The organism is Paenibacillus sp. ALE2, assembly GCF_054113385.1.
The window spans coordinates 1,910,052-1,926,786 of sequence record NZ_CM134213.1 but is presented as its reverse complement, the minus strand read 5'-3'; the positions used below and the strand labels follow the sequence as shown (position 1 = coordinate 1,926,786).

General features: G+C 45.1%; 16 protein-coding genes. 6 read left to right on the top strand and 10 right to left on the bottom strand.

Annotated elements, in window-relative coordinates; all coding sequences use genetic code 11:
* Positions 1-23: 23 nt before the first annotated feature.
* From ACXHJ1_RS08345 to ACXHJ1_RS08325, 5 genes are read right to left on the bottom strand one after another with little or no spacing between them, the layout of a single operon-like run.
* Positions 24-1,472, bottom strand: coding sequence for a discoidin domain-containing protein (locus ACXHJ1_RS08345; RefSeq protein ID WP_102997479.1), 1,449 nt, complete (start codon positions 1,470-1,472; stop codon positions 24-26).
* A complete protein-coding gene (locus ACXHJ1_RS08340; RefSeq protein WP_457905933.1) occupies positions 1,469-4,315 on the bottom strand; it encodes a phage baseplate assembly protein V in 2,847 nt (948 codons plus the stop codon). Before ACXHJ1_RS08340 ends, ACXHJ1_RS08345 begins: the two co-directional genes overlap by 4 nt.
* Before the next feature lie 48 nt (positions 4,316-4,363).
* Positions 4,364-4,741, bottom strand: a complete 378-nt coding sequence (locus tag ACXHJ1_RS08335; protein WP_457905932.1) for a DUF4280 domain-containing protein — start codon at positions 4,739-4,741, stop codon at positions 4,364-4,366.
* A 14-nt stretch (positions 4,742-4,755) separates the two neighbouring features.
* The gene (locus tag ACXHJ1_RS08330) at positions 4,756-5,268 is read right to left on the bottom strand and encodes a hypothetical protein (protein WP_457905931.1); all 513 of its coding nucleotides are present in this window, start codon (positions 5,266-5,268) and stop codon (positions 4,756-4,758) included.
* Entirely contained in the window at positions 5,252-5,857 is a 606-nt protein-coding gene (locus ACXHJ1_RS08325) for a hypothetical protein (protein WP_457905930.1), read from the bottom strand. Before ACXHJ1_RS08325 ends, ACXHJ1_RS08330 begins: the two co-directional genes overlap by 17 nt.
* A gap of 369 nt (positions 5,858-6,226) precedes the next feature.
* Here ACXHJ1_RS08325 and ACXHJ1_RS08320 point away from each other — a divergent pair, with 369 nt between their 5' ends.
* Positions 6,227-7,411, top strand: a complete 1,185-nt coding sequence (locus tag ACXHJ1_RS08320) for an ATP-binding protein (RefSeq protein WP_457905929.1) — start codon at positions 6,227-6,229, stop codon at positions 7,409-7,411.
* Between the two features lie 132 nt (positions 7,412-7,543).
* On the opposite strand, the gene ACXHJ1_RS08315 is transcribed toward ACXHJ1_RS08320, so the two are convergent.
* Complete coding sequence (locus tag ACXHJ1_RS08315; RefSeq protein WP_457905928.1) at positions 7,544-8,500, bottom strand: nucleoside hydrolase; 957 nt, start codon at positions 8,498-8,500, stop codon at positions 7,544-7,546.
* Positions 8,501-8,714: 214 nt separating this feature from the next.
* Here ACXHJ1_RS08315 and ACXHJ1_RS08310 point away from each other — a divergent pair, with 214 nt between their 5' ends.
* Positions 8,715-9,308: a hypothetical protein gene (locus tag ACXHJ1_RS08310; RefSeq protein WP_457905927.1), complete on the top strand. Its 594-nt coding sequence runs from the start codon at positions 8,715-8,717 to the stop codon at positions 9,306-9,308.
* 76 nt (positions 9,309-9,384) lie between these two features.
* Here ACXHJ1_RS08310 and ACXHJ1_RS08305 read toward each other — a convergent pair whose 3' ends face one another.
* From ACXHJ1_RS08305 to ACXHJ1_RS08295, 3 genes are read right to left on the bottom strand one after another with little or no spacing between them, the layout of a single operon-like run.
* A complete protein-coding gene (locus tag ACXHJ1_RS08305) occupies positions 9,385-9,993 on the bottom strand; it encodes a pentapeptide repeat-containing protein (protein ID WP_019688903.1) in 609 nt (202 codons plus the stop codon).
* Between the two features lie 38 nt (positions 9,994-10,031).
* On the bottom strand, positions 10,032-10,541 hold the full coding sequence (locus tag ACXHJ1_RS08300) for a MarR family winged helix-turn-helix transcriptional regulator (protein WP_016822737.1): 510 nt from the start codon (positions 10,539-10,541) through the stop codon (positions 10,032-10,034).
* Positions 10,531-12,903 (bottom strand): ATP-dependent DNA helicase, encoded by a 2,373-nt coding sequence (locus ACXHJ1_RS08295; protein ID WP_457905926.1) that lies wholly within the window; start codon positions 12,901-12,903, stop codon positions 10,531-10,533. The genes ACXHJ1_RS08300 and ACXHJ1_RS08295 overlap by 11 nt, the downstream gene beginning before the upstream one ends.
* A 168-nt stretch (positions 12,904-13,071) precedes the next feature.
* On the opposite strand from ACXHJ1_RS08295, the gene ACXHJ1_RS08290 reads away from it, so the two are divergent.
* Positions 13,072-14,148 (top strand): diguanylate cyclase, encoded by a 1,077-nt coding sequence (locus tag ACXHJ1_RS08290; protein ID WP_017428638.1) that lies wholly within the window; start codon positions 13,072-13,074, stop codon positions 14,146-14,148.
* 134 nt (positions 14,149-14,282) lie between these two features.
* Positions 14,283-14,456 carry an aspartyl-phosphate phosphatase Spo0E family protein gene (locus ACXHJ1_RS08285; RefSeq protein ID WP_013373596.1) on the top strand — a complete coding sequence of 58 codons (174 nt, stop codon included), beginning with the start codon at positions 14,283-14,285 and terminating at the stop codon, positions 14,454-14,456.
* Between the two features lie 63 nt (positions 14,457-14,519).
* On the opposite strand, the gene cidR is transcribed toward ACXHJ1_RS08285, so the two are convergent.
* Positions 14,520-15,425: a cidABC operon transcriptional activator CidR gene (gene cidR, locus ACXHJ1_RS08280; RefSeq protein ID WP_025366094.1), complete on the bottom strand. Its 906-nt coding sequence runs from the start codon at positions 15,423-15,425 to the stop codon at positions 14,520-14,522.
* A 131-nt stretch (positions 15,426-15,556) separates the two neighbouring features.
* Here cidR and ACXHJ1_RS08275 point away from each other — a divergent pair, with 131 nt between their 5' ends.
* Together ACXHJ1_RS08275 and ACXHJ1_RS08270 are read left to right on the top strand one after the other, a co-directional pair.
* Positions 15,557-15,928, top strand: coding sequence for a CidA/LrgA family protein (locus ACXHJ1_RS08275; RefSeq protein ID WP_016822733.1), 372 nt, complete (start codon positions 15,557-15,559; stop codon positions 15,926-15,928).
* Positions 15,925-16,602: a CidB/LrgB family autolysis modulator gene (locus tag ACXHJ1_RS08270; RefSeq protein WP_457905925.1), complete on the top strand. Its 678-nt coding sequence runs from the start codon at positions 15,925-15,927 to the stop codon at positions 16,600-16,602. Before ACXHJ1_RS08275 ends, ACXHJ1_RS08270 begins: the two co-directional genes overlap by 4 nt.
* The last annotated feature ends 133 nt before the right edge of the window (positions 16,603-16,735 follow it).

The window sequence follows — 16,735 nt, the reverse complement described above, 5'->3', positions numbered from 1 at the left end:
GCTATCTCCCTTTTGTAAGAATGCTAGAAAAGCCGTATATCAGAAATGCATGTATCCTGATATTTTGTTCCACGTTCAACTGATAAAATCGTAAGTTTGATAAATGAGGTATGAATAGGCTTCTTAAATTTTTTACGTGTGTTAAAATCATTCATTTCTAGAGAGGAACCATCCGAGAATTCCAGTTTTAGTTGTTGAACTCTATTATTCTCCCGATAACTTTTTTCAGATTTAGCATATCCATTAATAATTTGGATGCCATTTACCTTTTGTAAAGAGCCCAGGTCTAATACTATTGTTTCTCCTTCCCCGTTGCCGTTCACGCCTTCACACCATGCAGTAGATGAATCTCTATCTACCAAATTTTTGGCGTCATAAGTTTGCGTGCCTTTACTTGGCAGAGTCGATGAAGCTTTAATTTGATGCACTTTTATCTCACTTTCATACTTAGAAAAGTCATTAGCGGTGTAAAACCACTGCACAGGTGTCGCCATATTTTCATTAATTATAGTGATAGATGCGACTTTACTTTCTAAACCTGTATTTATATTCAGTTTATAGTTGGATGGCGAATCTAACTTTTCAAACCATACCTCCGAACCATCTCGAGACATTAAGGGCTGTTCCATCCCCTTGCCTAAAAGGCGCCGCTCTTCATTATTTAAATTTAACAAGTACGTTTTATTTACAGACATGGAATCAATAGAGTAGATTAATTGATTCTTCTGAGTCCATTGGTTGACTATCGCCATACCAGAATCTATATGGATTTTCTTAAGGAATCTATAATCCGAGACATCAAATATGACAAGATTCTGCTGGCTGTCGGTAAAACAAAACTGGGTACTATCTGGTGAAAATTGTCCTAGATGAATGTCATCTATATCTATAGAACTTCCATCTAAATGAATAGCTGTTGATTGTTTTGTTACCGTATCATATATATACGTTCTATCTTTATCCTCATATAAATACTTGGTTAAATCAGGAGAAATTACCGGACGGTTATAAGGTAGCTTAAATTCATTGACTTTGTTACCCGAATCCAAATCATAAATCTGTACTATTAATTTCGCTTCATTAAATAAATCTAATACGAATGCGACTTGACTCCCATCTTCTTGAACTCTCCCTACATCTACATAGGAATCTCGATATTTCTCTTTATCCTCCTTCGGCTGTAGGAGACTAATCAGTTTCTTGGCATTTAAGAACCGTTCGACTTTTGTCCCTTCCAGCTGAACTAAATAGGTTTCAGGATCTTCTCTGCCTTCTTCTATCGTTACAGCCCACTCTTTCTTATTTTTCTCTTTAACAAGCTCCGTTTTATTATCTTTATTAGATGATGCTATCGCTTCTGAAGTCACACCTACTGTTTTCGAAGAAAAGGAAGTGGGGTCTTTTGGAGAAGCATTACATGCTGACAACATAATTAAAAGAAGAATGACTAATATGCTTCTGATTATCTTCACTTTGTTCTATCCTTCCGATCAAGAATAGCTAATCCTTCTACAGGATTAGCTTTTTCATTTAATGAGTTCTTCACCACGCCTACTGAACTCAGAAATCTGACATATTCGTCTTTATGAACCGTTATACAAGCTGTCGAAGTTGGTTTAGGCTTTTTATCAGCATTATAGCCCTGGTGTATATTTACACCTTCTGCTGTGCACTCCTTTTTTTGACTTCCTTTGGTTGCTGGAACTGGTGCACCATTCCGAATACGCAAAGCAGGATAAGTACTCAAATGCAACCCGCCTACAAACTCATATACTCCATCTTTAACCGTTTTATACTTGCTCTCATAATCAGGAAGTGTGCTGGCATTTTTGCTTGTATACTTAATCTCGCCGTCTATCACCACAATTGCCATTGCTCCATATCGACCTTCCGGGTGGTCTTCTTGTTTATAACTATAAGAACCATCCCCTTCAAAGAAAAACACAAGCGGTGCTTTACGATTCGAGGACAGCTTCTTTTGAATGATACTGTTATTGGTATAATCGTTTACTCTGTACAGAGCCCGGGCTTGATTACCTTTTATGCCTTTACTACTTATATAGCTTTCAATCTTTTTCACCGCTACCAATCCATCTTTATAATCCTTAGGATCTAATGGCTTCGTTTCCTCTTTCGACGGTTTATCAGGAGTAGTCGGCGTCTTCTTGCCCGGTTCCGTTTTCGTTATTGGAGCTGCTGGCGTTGCAGCCTTATTAACCTTAGGCCATGGAAGAATACCATTGGCTACTTGATGCAGGTATACGGCCAGTACATCCCGACCATAGCCCTTATTCTCCAGGCCGTATTTTTTCGCAAAATCATGCAGTGCGGCGTTAAGCTCTTTATCCCAATCGCCTGTAGTTGGTAGCTTGTACGAGAAGCTGTCTGGATACTTCTTGGCAAGCTTGTTCAAATTCTCTCTGGCAAGCTGACTGTTCACCCCGTACTTACTCCGCAGAGCGGCCGCTTCCTTAGCCATAGCCTTTTGGTCAGCAACGGTCAGCTTATGGGCCGCATCTGCGTATTGCCCGGACAGTTCCTCCAGCCGATTCGCATCCAGATAGGATTTGGCTGAATGACCACGAATCAGCTCGTTGATTAGCACGTTGTCACGCAGTTGGTTGGCGAGAAGATGCATCTGCTTTTGCTTGGCCTTGTCGTTTGCGCCATGCGCTTCCCACCATTGGGACGTGTATCCATACATTTGCGCTCTGGCCCAGGCAGGCATACGATCTATTTCTGCCACCTGCTGACGCAATTGCTTGGCCTTGGCCGCTGCTTCCTTGGCCCCCTTTTTGTCCCCTGCTGCCACGGCCTTGTAGTAGTCGGCTTTGTACTGAAGCAGCAAATCCTGTACCCATTGTGGATATCCCTTCCCCTTCAATTCTTGAATCAGGGATTGATAAGCTTTCAATTCGGCATCAGGCATCTGATTTTTCATGAACTTACTAGCCTTGATATGAAGTGTTCCATCGGTTCGGATATAGCTGGTTTTGCACGTCAGAGATATTTCGCGAGTAGCGGTCATCTGTACCTTTTTGCCATGCAGCACCAGGTCTGTATCGGCGTGAAAGGTAAGATCGTGATGACTGTACACGTGAATACCAGATGCAGGATTTAAGCGTACAAGTATCTTGTCTTTCTGGGTGGAGAGAGCCAATTCCTTATCATCGAATCTCGCCACTTTTTGTGATTTGGTATGAAGCAGCTTTCTGGATGGCTGGCTGATTTCATCCCCTGTGTAGTCTCTCTTACGCAGGGATTGAACTACACGAGCTTCCTTTTCTTTGTTGGATGGAAAATACAAATGGACATGATCCCCAAGCTCGGGCATGCAATGCCAGCCGATCCCATCACCGGTATACATAGTGGGGTAGGCAAACCAGCACCCTTCAGCTTTGGACTGTGTGGAATCTACGGACAAGTGAAGTTTAACGGATTCGTTTTCGCTATTTAATTCAATAACTTTCCCTTCAATAGAAGCACCTTTGATAAACTGATTATGTATAACCCCCCTCGGAATGCCCGCTTCTGGAACGAGAACGTAGTCATATGTCATAATGCCCTGCTTCATCTCTGCATGAATCTGATCAATAACCCAATGCTTTCGTCGAAACAAGACCACATCTCCAAGTTCAAAACGTTTCGTGTCCTCCACTTCAGCATACGTATACTGGGGGCCTGACTTTGTTTTTTGGAGGGAAAAGTTAATGCTGCTCAGTTCACCTTTCACCTGTTCTTTTGAGGTACCTAACCATAGCCGCGGAAATACGGATGTAATCTCGGCAATCAGTCCAGTGTGCAGATGAGAGGCCATCCTTTTCAGAAACTCCCAATCACTCTCCCCATACTGAATAGTAAAGCCGCCCAGCTTTTGGTTGCTGTCTGTCAGGTCAATAAAATCGCCGTGTGGATAGCTATCTATAAGCTCCCGAAACAATTGATAATACGTCAAGCTGCTGTTTTGAAACGAACGATTTTTCCGTTGTCGATCCAGCATATATGTAAAAGAGGCTGCCTCTATGTACATGTGATATACACCATTTGTGAATCCAATTCTAATATGGGTGACGATTCCTTTAAAGATGCTTACTGTGCCTCGAGCTTCATCCATCTCGTATACCTCTAGCACATCCTCATCATGCGCTAAACCATCATATTTCGCATGATCTTCATCCGGTATGAGAGCAGTGATGTACACTTTGCCGTGCTCATTTACCTTCAGTGTCAATTGAACATCCAGTAGACGGACAATTTCATACGGCGCATTCACTCTAATATTTCCATAAGTCAGCACAGTTCCTGCCAGTCCCATCTTACTCCCCCCATTTGTCTTAACATGTGATGTTTCTACAATGAGTAGCTATTCCTGCCCATCTGACGTGAATGAAATTTTTCCGCACCACATGCATAGGTTCGTGGAGCAGCTCATCAGAGCAGGAGATTGATCTACGTATACATCTCTTTTTCCATTCAACCAAGGCATAGATACACTCGGATTGCAGGGCTGGGGAATAATTTTCCCAGGATTACCCTTGTTAGCAGAAGAAACAACAGGATTATGCATACTACGGCACATGCCGAAAGATGGGATATGCGTCTGCGGGTGAAAATCCTGAATATTCCCCTGCAATTTATCACCAATACTAATCCCCCTGTTAGCTGAAACACTAAACCTGCCCGAATGACTTCCATAGGTACACTGTATCTGTGCCCCGTCCACTACATAGCTCTCACTCATGATCGGACTCTCCTTTATATAGACGGCCTCTCCGTATCGACCTTTTGTAATTTCAAGCCAGCCAGATTAAACTTCAAAATACATTCAGCTACATCTAGGTCCACAATGATATGCTGATTGGCATGCTGAACCCTGAATATCTTATGATTCTCGACTGCATATTCATCTAAAATGATTTTCTTCAGTGTACCGTCCCTATGACATTCGCTAAGTAGTGATAAACACATCAGGCTAGGCGGATGAGCCAGCCAATACCTCGTTTGCTGCATACGCTGCATATCAGCAAAAACAATCAGCTTCCAGCGTAATCCGGCTTGGTATATATCAAAGATTTCCTTTAGTTGCTCAGAAACAATGGCTACTGGTTGCTCTATAAAATCAATATAGTCCGCATCGCCTGATACATAACATTGCAAAATAGACTCTTCATCAGTACACAATGAGCGTTCTGCCCATTCCAACATTTGTCTACGATTTGTCTCTACTGGAAACATATACTCTGTAATACGATTATCCTGTTGAATCATGTAGTACTCCATAAGCTGTTGGATACACCACCTCACTGATTCCTTTATACTCTCCTATTCTTATTTCCAAATCGTTCTCGCATTTCAATGCTTGGAATTCAGGGAGTTGTACAGCCTGCTGTATAGCGTCTTTAGCTAATTTCAAAATGTATTGATGAAATTCCCACGCAGCCTGAAGGACATATCGCTCGACATCAGGCTGAATAACCTTATTCATATAAGGTTTTCGAAGCTGATTCAGTTCGTCCTCCAGTTCTGCCAACAAGCTGAACGCCCAGCCTGCATCATAGGTTCCATGCCAAGGTTGAGGGTCAAAGTACCAACCCTTACCATACACCTCGATGACATAGTTATAATTGCGATCCATCAGATATGTGCGCCGCATAGAATAGGTAATATATCCGATTCTTATTTTGACCATTTCTGCAGAATTCGCTTGCAAGCAGATCAATTGAAAGGACTGGATAAAAGAGAAGATGAGCTCTTCTTTTCTGTGCTCATACAAAGACGCCACCTGATGTAATTTCTGATTCAACACAGCTTCCCCATAGGTCTTATGGAAGTGATCTAGGGCTTCCAGTCTATTCATAATTCCACCTCTGAACCTATTATATAGAATATTTACATGATTTTACTGGTTCTATTCTCCTATTTAATTACACTTTTTTTCATATGATGAGATTGCAAACGAATGTATAAAAAACCAAAAAAATCATTTTATGATTTCATAAATGTGTACTCGCATACCCCATACCTCTCAGAAAAACTGTAGACTAGACCTAGGAGATGAAGGTTTGTGCAAATGAATAGGTAAATCGAAGTAGAAAGCTCGGTTTATAATGAAATAATCATGTATAATTAACGATACGCTCCAACAACACTTTCAGAGAACCAGGAATGGGGTACACAAACTTCTAGAGTTTTGATAACCACCACTTTGCATCAGGATTGGAGACACATGACTACTTCACCTACAGGTTTTTATAATAGTATTCAAGAAGCTACCGCACACGTCATTGATGTGCTGAGTGATATTTTACATGTAAATACCATTTTTATTGCCGCTAACGATGGGGTTACCAATGTGATTTTAGATTCATTTAACCGGGAAGAGGTACTGGTTCGCAATGGTGAGGAGCTTCCTTTTGAGCTTAGCTATTGCAGTCTGGTGCTGAACCATTCCGCCGATTATCTCACCATTTCGGAAACGTCTACTCACCCGCACACATGTGGTTTAGATGTGACTAAAACCATTGGGAACCACTCATTTACAGGAATTCTTATTCGCATGAAAGATGGTCAGGCTTACGGAACCATTTGTGTTTTGGATGCGCCATCTGCCCATTTGACAGAAACGGAAATAAAGGCTCTTCAGGCTATGGCTGTATTTCTGGGTTATGTGGTAGAACTGGAAAAAGACAAGTTCGATGCTGAAGTCTCTTCTATGAACAAGCTGGATTTGATTTCTTCCCTGAGTAATAAAATTCGGTTTTCGCTCACTGAAATTTGGGGAGCCACGGATCTCATGCTGACCACGGAGTTAACAGAAGAACAACAGCAATATATGAGTATCATGGAGTCGAGCAGTCGCTCACTTTTGATGCTGCTGAATAATATTTTGGATTATAGCAATATTGAGTCCAGACAGATTGATGATCTTGAGGACCCGTTTGACCTGAGAACGATGATGGAAAATGTGTTGAGCTTGTACACAGAAGTAGCTGTGCAACGGAATTTAGAATTGAAGCTGGATTGGAATCTTGCCAGTTCGCCTATTTTTATCGGGGATGAGGCTAAAATTCGGCGTATGCTGATTAATTTGGTGGATAATGCAGTGAAGTTTACAAGCACAGGATCAGTCATCTTATCTGCAACCACTCAATCTGTGACCGATGCGCCTGAGGTTGAATTGGAAGTACGGGTGAAGGATACCGGAATTGGTATATCTCCGAATAAGCTGAAATTGTGGCTTGAGCATGACCATGGGTACTCTCCCTCATATGACAATCCCGGCTTGGGTTGGCAGATTACCAAACAGCTGTTGAAACGACTGAATGGTAAAATGACAGGGATTAGCGAACCTGGTAGAGGGACGGAGATTACGCTCCAGTTTACCCTGAAAATATACCAGGAGTCAGCCTGAACAAACGGTAGGCTTGGGGATCATATTGGGCCAATTAATAAAACCCGTGACAGATAGCGTCACGGGTTTTAGCTATGCATACGCACTAGGCAGTGTGATCACTGTATGCCACACGTTTGTGGACAGTTGGACTTAGTAACGTTTGGGAGCAGCCTGCTTGGCCAAATCCGCCATATACGTAAAGAAGGCTTCCGGGTCTGTATCATATACCAGGTTCACAGGGCGTCCATCCGCCTGTTCCACCGTTCTGCCCTGACTTGGGCCTTCTGCGATAACACTGCAATGCACGGTCTTTTTCTTGACAATGTCTGGGCGTCCTACAGATGCAGTGGTCAGTACATCCCACAGGTAATATGTTGAGTTGGTCTCACTGTACACAAGCGGAGGACATCCTGCGTAACAATTGCCCAGGAAATCAACGCCTTCATATCGGCGCTCGGCAGCCCAACGATTGCGTACGGCTGGAGTTAAAGGCACTTTGCTTGTGCTTTCCAGCGCTACCAGATCAATTGTGATGCTGCTTTGCCATACTCGATAGGCCGCTTCCGGGTCCCAGAACACATTCCACTCTGCGGTACCGTCATGCTCAGGCTCCTCCACATTCCCTTTTTCAAAGGTGCCGCCCATCCATACCAGCTTTTCAATCTTGGCTTCAATATCCGGTGCTTCATCCAGCGCCCGTGCCAGATCGGTTAGCGGTCCAGTGAATAGCAACAGCGTTTTACCTTCAGCTCCGCTTACCTTTTCAATTAGATGCTGATGAGCTGGCAGGGATGAAAGCGGTGCTTCCATTCGCCCCGATTCATTCAGCACAGGTAATGCATCTACATAGAAGGAATGTAAACGCCAAGCGGCAGGAAACGGATTTTTACCGCGTGAATTAGACTTGGCGACTTCAACAGGCCCTTTATTTTGTCCAAAACGATCAATAATTTTACGGCTGGCATCCGTCGCCGGCTCCAGGTAACCATCTGCTGGAATAACCGATACTCCGGTCAAATGAACCTGTTCCATCTGAAGCAGCATAAACAGGGATACTAGATCATCCACTCCACCATCATGATTAAAATAAACGTTTGTCTGACTCATCTGTCTCTTCCTTCCTTTATCCCCGTAAAACAGGCTTGTTCTTTTATCGGCAACCATCCTTCATTATGCCTGATCGCTACACAGGAGTAAATGTGTGATAGTACGTGCATCAGGGATTTTTTTATCTGCTCCATGCTTAAAAAAGGTAGAAATGTGTGTAATAACAGGGTAGAGGCATGGGTCCTAATCGGAAGCGTAGGAAGGAGAGATGCATATGACAGTCCGAACAATAGAAGAGTTGGAGCAGATCCGCAAAGAGTGTAAATCCATGGTGACGAAAAGGGCCGCAGCTTCAGGGGGAGCTGTATTGGTCCCCATTCCAGGGGCTGACGTTCTTGCTGATGTCGGCATTTTGATGCAGCTACTGCCTGCCATTAATGAAAAATTCGGATTATCTGAGCAGCAGTTGGAGGGTCTGGATGCAGAAACAAAGTCGATGGTGTATGGCTTTATCACTTCAATTGGCAGCAAGCTAATCGGACGACTCATCACCCGAGAAGCCATCGTGAAGATTTTGCAGAAAATGGGCATTCGCATCGCCACCAAGCAGGTTAGCAAGTTTGTCCCTCTCCTGGGGCAAGGACTAGCCGCAGCGATTGGCTTTACTGCAATGCGGACCATTGGCAACCGGCATATTGATGAGTGCTACGAAGTGGCCAAACGCCTGCTGGAGCAGCAAACAGCCGCAGATACGGCACGCAACTGGACAGTACCACAGCAGCCTCTAAATCCCGTGGGAGTTGATCAGTTGCCAAATCAAAATCCGGCAGCAGCGATTCCGCTACTGCCGGCATCCCATAAAGAATAATTTTTCAGACTTAGTATTCTCCAATTCTCCAGCACGGGGTAACACAGGTCGAGACAGCCCCTGTATCTCCGTGCTTTTAACCATCTATCTTGGCTCCATAGGAGCGGGCCACTGCTACGGCCTGCTCGATATCTAGCTTAGCTCCGGTGATGTCCAAATCTTTAAAATTCACGCCATCCATCTTCGCACCGCGCAGGTCTGTTCCTTGAAGGTGGGCTTTGTGCAGCCTTACCCGAGTAAGATCCGCCTCCCGCAAATCTGCCTTTTCCAGATGGCATTCGGATAAATCAGCTTCCTTGAAGCGTATTTTTCGCAAATCCTGTTTTCTTAAATCTGCATGACGTAAGTTCGTATAGGACCAGTCTCCGCCCGTAATCGTGATCCCATCCATATTTGCCCCTGCAAAGTCTGAACCTACCAGCTTACAGTTATCAAACCGGACTACAAACAGATTCGCGCTGGTGAATAGACAATTGGTAAAAGCGGACTCCTTGTAGTGAGATGCATTCAGGATGGCTCCGGTAAAATCACAGTCCACAAAGGTACAACCTTCTACAAGAGACTCATTCATCTCTACACCCCGAAAGCGACAACGGGTAAACTCGCAATTTCTCCACTCGCCTTCTCTGGCATCCATTGAGCCAAAATCACGGCCTTCATAGACCTCATCTGTATAAAAGAACATATTTCCCTCTCCTATTCCTTATCCCCGACATCAGGGATTCAGCTTTTCGGCAACGACCGCTCAAAACCGTTTTTCATTTTCCCCAGTAAACCCTTCATCATCTTATGATCCTGTGGCGTAAACTCAGACATGCATGACCGAATCAGCTTCGTATAATAAGGGACTATCTTACTTAATAGCTCTCGTCCTGCCTCTTTTAAGCCGACAGTCACCATCCGTCCGTCACTCTCATGAGCCACACGTTCAATCATGCCATCTCGCTCTAATCCGTCGATCAACCCCGTCATGGTTCCACGCGTGACATCCGCTTTTTCCGCTAACTCCGATGGTGTCATGCGATGCGGCGCATGGCAATGCAACAGACTAAGAACAATAATCCGGCCCTGAGAAGCCCCCAACTTGGTCAAATCTGTATCCATTTCCCTGAAAATACCGTTAGCCAAGCGCGCAAATGTCACAAAAGTCTCTATATTATCTACTTCGGCATCCTCATGTCCAAAGCTACGCAGCACCCCGCGTATGGAATCATTATGAAAATTAAAATTCATAGTCCATCCATTCCTTCCTTAATCCCGCTTGTTCCGTCAAACGGTAGCTTTTCCATTCGTCTGGCAGCAAAGAAGCATATGGCTCCTTGGCAAAACGATCATCTACCAGGACCAGCAGCCCTTCGTCATGCTCTGTGCGAATAAGTCTGCCTCCTGCCTGAAGAACCTTGTTCATCCCCGGATATACATACGCATAGTTGAAACCATTTCGTCCCTGTTCCGAAAAATAATCCCGCAGCACATCCCGCTCCGCTCCAATTTGCGGCAAGCCGACGCCGACGACCACTACCCCGTTTAAGCGATCACCCGGTAAATCGACGCCTTCAGCAAACACACCCCCCAGTACGGCAAACCCAAGCAGGGTACGCTCTTGCCCAGGCTGGAAGGTGTCCAGGAACCGATCACGCTCCGGTTCGGTCATACCTGGACTTTGTACCAACGTATCTGCAGACACGTCCCGAAGCATGAACTCCTCGTATACCTCACGCAGATACGGATAAGACGGGAAAAACACAAGGACGTTCCCTTTCCGCTCCGCAACCAATCCAGCCAGCATATCGGCAATCGCCCCTTTGGAACGCTCACGATCCCGATAACGGATGGAGAGCGGCAGCAGGCGTACATCCCATTGCTCCTGATGGAAAGGGGAAGGGACCTGTAACGTATAGTCTTCCTCGCTTGCTCCGAGCATGTCCCGGTAATAAGCAAGCGGTGTCAATGTCGCCGAAAAATATATAGTTGAGCGGTAGTTCTTTACAGCCTGTCCCAGCAAATGCGAAGGATCGAGGCAGAACAGCTTGATCCTCACCTCACTGCGCCCCGCTTCAATATAAGTAACGTAACGTTCATCGTATAGAGCAGCGATTCGCAGCATATTTTGAGCGGTAAAATACGTATCCAGAAGCAATGCGTAGGCCGTCCCCTCACTGCTTGCGCGGCTTGTACTGCTCCCCGTCACCAGTTCACGTTCAGCAGCTTCCACAAAAGGCACTAACAGCTCTAGCCCCCCTTGCGGTGCTGATGTTTCCACTGCTTTTCCTGTATCTGCATGTAGCTTGCGCAGCGTAATCATATGTGCGTTCACTGCACTCGCAGCCGCAGCAATCTCAGGGCTAAGCAACTTAAATTCTCTCTTCAGTTCCAAAAAAGAAGATTTCAGGATTTCCGCCGAAAACATGTCCCGACCGCGTTCCACCAGATTATGCGCCTCATCCACCAGCACAACACCTTTTCGCTTGTGCTCCTCCAGCAATCTTTTCAGAGAAATCCGTGGATCAAAAACATAATTATAATCACTGATTATACCATCCGAGGCATACGCCACATCTAGCGAAAATTCAAAGGGACATACCTTATGCTTGCGCGCATAATGCTCAATCACCGCCCGCGTCATTAACGTTTCATTCGCCAAAATATCGGACACCGCACCGTTAATCCGGTCGTAATAACCCTCACACATGCTGCATGCTCCTGCATCGCAATCATTTTCATCCTTGAAGCAAATTTTATCCTTCGCCGTCAACGTTACCACATGCATGTGCAGCCCTCGGGCCTGCATTCGGGCATATGCCTCTTCAGCTGCTGCCCGAGTGGTGGTACGCGCCGTTACATAATATACTCGCCTAGCCAGTCCTTCGCCGATCGCCTTAATCGCAGGATACAAAGTGGATACCGTTTTACCGATACCTGTGGGTGCTTTGGCAAACAGGTTAACCCCTTCGGCAATCGTCTTATACACCGAACCCGCTAGAGTTCGTTGACCTGAGCGATACGTGTCAAAAGGAAACTCCAACATAACAATACTGGTATCCCTCTTCTCCGCATGTGCTCTCAGCAGGAATGCATACGGTGCATAACCAGCAATCATTTCCTGAGCGAAAGCCTCCAGCTCTGCAAAAGCTAGCATCCGTCTGAAGCGGCGAATATTTTCACTGTGTGCTTGTACATAAGTAAGTTGAACTTGCATGGAATGATGCTGTTCCTCACGAGCAATCATATAGGCATACAGAAATGCTTGTGCCCAGTGCACCGGCTGGCCGTCCCCCTGAATATCTTCGAGGGGCTGAGAGATTGATTTAATTTCATCAACCGTCCATACGCCATCCAGCTCAATCAATCCGTCACAGCGGCCTTCAATGATAAACAATTCGCCCTCATACAAAATTTCTGTACGTAAATGCACCTCTTTGCGGTCATGCTCCTTGTAACCTTTCTGGATAACCTGATGCACGCGAGTTCCTTCCTGCATACTGCTATTCGAACGAAAGCCGCTCTGAATGCTGCCACTTCGATGCACATATTCCACAAGTGGACGCACCGAAATGTGAATTGGTTCCTTCATACGATCACCCGTTCCGGTCATAGTCCTTACACTGTACCACGTAGATCAACGAAACGTAAGGGACATAAGAATCGTTTGTGGTCGATTGGTATTCATTCATATCTACTTTTTACCGAAATATAGAAACGAGGCCTTTTACTTTATTCCCAACGATACTACAACTCACATTACAGCATAAAGGACAGGGATATGTTAAAAGAATTAATTAACAATTTTGCGTTATTAACGAGCTTCTTATTCTTTGGAAATTTATTTTCCCGGAAATATGAACGTTACCTGAAAAATCACGCACTCATTCATCGGGTAATGAACGGTTTAATGCTGGGTCTGTTTGGCATTCTGTTAATGATGACCGGTTTATGGATTCGTGGGTACATTGTGGTTGATCTGCGCCAACTGGCGATTATCATATCTGTTTATATGGGGGGATCGGTATCTGGTCTGCTGACCACCCTGATCATAAGCCTGTACCGTATTTACATCACTGGAGGTTGGACGGATATTTCTTTGACTGCTACTGTCAATTGCTTCATGACATTAGTCGTTTCACTTATCTTTATTCGAGAAAAAAGACTAACACTCAGCAAATGGATGTCAGCCGTGCTTGGAGCTGTTGTTGTGTCGCTGTTATCTACTTTCTTTGTGGCTAATCCTCCGAATTCGGAAACTATTATAATAATCACAACCGTGAAGATGCTGGGCGGCTTGTTCACTTATTTTATGATGTCCCATATCAAAAAAACAGAACGGGCTATTCATCTGCTGGAAGAAGCTGCAAACCGGGATCATTTAACCGGGTTATACAGTCCGCGTGCTTTTGATGCGCTGTTCGAAGAGGTACTTCATGCTTCCAAGACTACAAAAAAACCCTTTGGACTCGTGATGCTAGATATTGACCACTTTAAAAAAATTAATGATACGTATGGCCATTTGAACGGAGACACCGTCTTAAGCCAACTGGGAATTCTGTTAAACCGGGAATCTACAACAAGAGCATATCCCTCCCGTAAGGGCGGAGAGGAATTCGCAATTTTACTCGGAGATTGTGATACCGAAAAGGCGACAAGCTTTGCCGAGAAGATTCGGAAAGCTGTGGAAAATGAATGTTTTCTCTTGAATGACGGAACCATAATCTCTTTAACCGTATCCATCGGAGCAGGCAGTTCTCCTGTCATTGCATCAAGGCACTTACTCGAAAAAGCAGACGAAGCATTATATGAAGCTAAACGGTCAGGACGCAATCAGGTAAAGTTGGCAAAACCATAATTATTAGTCGCTAAATGTCAGGAAAGCTGGATTAATGTTAATAAAAAGTGGTAAAATGGAAATAACATCGTTATCAAAAAAACTTCTGCCGCTAGTGGAGACATGCCTTACAATCGACATGGGGGGTGGGCTTTGTGAACCTCGAACAATTGGAAAAACTCATGGAAAAAGAACGCCGTGAACTGAATCGCATGGCTGACTTACACGGATTAAGAGATGAACGTGTATTGGACAAATCCTCCAGGCTTGACCGTATTATGGACAAGTACCTTCACACCAAGCGCGCAATCAACCAAACACACTCATAAAAGCAAGCTACTTCGCTGCCCCTCAGGGCAGCTTTTTTATGATGTAAGCCACTTCCGTCCTTCTCACCGACGACTTCCGCCATATTCTGTCCGCAACAATCGCTGTGTGAAGGATATCCACTCTCTGGCCGCAAAGGACAGATACCGATCGTTCCGCCAAATCATCCCCAAATGCCAAGGAATGACAGGGTCCACCAGCGGAAGAACACGCAAACGTTCGGAATCCAAATCCCGGCATATCGCCTCCGGCAATAACGCTACTCCCAGGTTGGCAGCAACCATTTCGCTAATCAAATCCCATTGAGAGCTTTCGTAGACTACACGCGGCTGAAAGCCGGCACGGACACATTCGGCAATGATACGGTCATGCAGCGTAAAATCCTCACGGAACAGCACAAACGCCTCCTCTGCTAACGCAGATAGCGGCACCTCCTTGCACTCAGCCAATGCATGTGTAGGATGAACGAGCAGATTCAGCTTTTCCTCCACAAATAGAAATGTCTCGAACATATCGCCAACCGGAGGCAGCACAATCACCCCAATATCCAATGCCCCGGCTTCTACATCCTGCTCCACTTTCTTTGCCCCATCCTCAAACAATTGAATGGTTACATCGGGAAAGGCCTTGTGAAATTCTCCAATGACACGCGGAAAAAAGCTCGATCCGACCATAGGAGGCAGACCAATACGGATATGTCCTTTTTTCAGGTTCATCAAATCACTCAGTTCCGAGGACAGGCTCTGAAAGGACTTCACAATCGCTTGGGCCTGAAGCTCAATGACCTTGCCCGCATCCGTCAGTTCGATTTTTTTGCCAATCCGATCGAACAGAGTAACTCCCAATTCTTCTTCCAGGCTTTTAATCGTCTTACTGATCGTCGGCTGGGTAATAAACATGCTCTGGGCTGCCTTCGTAAAGCTGCGCAACCGCGCGACTTCCAGAAAATATTGCAAATGTCGGATATCCAAAGCTACACCTTCTTCCATAGACAAACGGAATAGACTTCATTCTTTATATGCATTTTACTCATGAAAGCTTGTGATGTAAAATTTCATTACAGTTTGAAAATAACGGATCTCGAAGATAGGAGACTTTATATATGAAAAGCTTCATACGCGGTGTCCTTCAGATCGCCGTCCTGATGGCCTTTTCGCTCATCCTGAACGCGGTGGTCTCCTGGCTCCACCTGCCTGTACCCGGTAGTATCATCGGTATGCTGATTCTCTTTATTCTGCTGCAAACGGGCGTGGTTCGACTAAGCTGGATCGAGGTTGGCGCTAACTGGTTGCTGGCCGAGCTGCTATTATTCTTTATTCCCTCCGCTGTTGGTGTTATGAATTATTGGCCAATGCTGGAACACGACGGCATGAGCATTATGCTGGTCGTGCTGCTCGGCACCTTCCTGGTGATGGCCTGCACAGGTATGATCGCCAGTCTGCTTGGTAAACGAAAGGAGCATAAATCATCATGACCGGTCTTCTATGTATTATATTAACACTTGCTATTTACTGGATGGCCAAACGCATGTACCGCACATTGCCCAAGGTGTATTTGTCCCCATTGCTCATTACACCTGTGGTTATCATTTTGATTTTGACGCTGACGGGTGTGAACTACCGTTCTTATAATTCGGGCGCTCATTTGCTATCCATGCTGCTACAGCCAGCCACGATTGCATTTGCTGTCCCTTTGTACCGATATTTCCCTGTGTTAAAGAAACACGCGGCCCAAATTGTGCTTAGCGTGTTGTCTGGATCTGTCGTAGCCGTGCTGTCCTCCATGGAGCTCGCCAAGTGGATGCACCTGGACTCCTCGCTGCTGAGCAGCCTGATTCCTCGCTCCATTACGACGCCTATTGCGATGAATGTATCGCAAACGATTGGCGGTAATCCAACAGTCACGGCTGTATTCGTTATTTTGACCGGATTGAGCGGTCTTATTATCGGCCCAATGACCGTAAAGCTGTTCCGTATCGAAAATGAAGTTTCACGCGGGGTATTGCTCGGTACCGGTGCGCATGGTACGGGTACTTCCAAAGCATTCGAATTTAGTTCGCTGACAGGTACGATTTCCAGTATCTCGATGGTGCTCGCCGCTCTCTTTACCTTGGCGGCTGCTCCGTTCCTGTTCCACTTGATGCTGTAAGCCATCTGTATACAAAGAAGCAGTGATTCTCTTATCAATAGAGAATCACTGCTTTTGTTTTGTAGGACCCTTTTTCGCTTAAAGCAGTGGTGAGAAACGAAACGATTGTAGAGAAGCGGAGCGGTAAAGGATA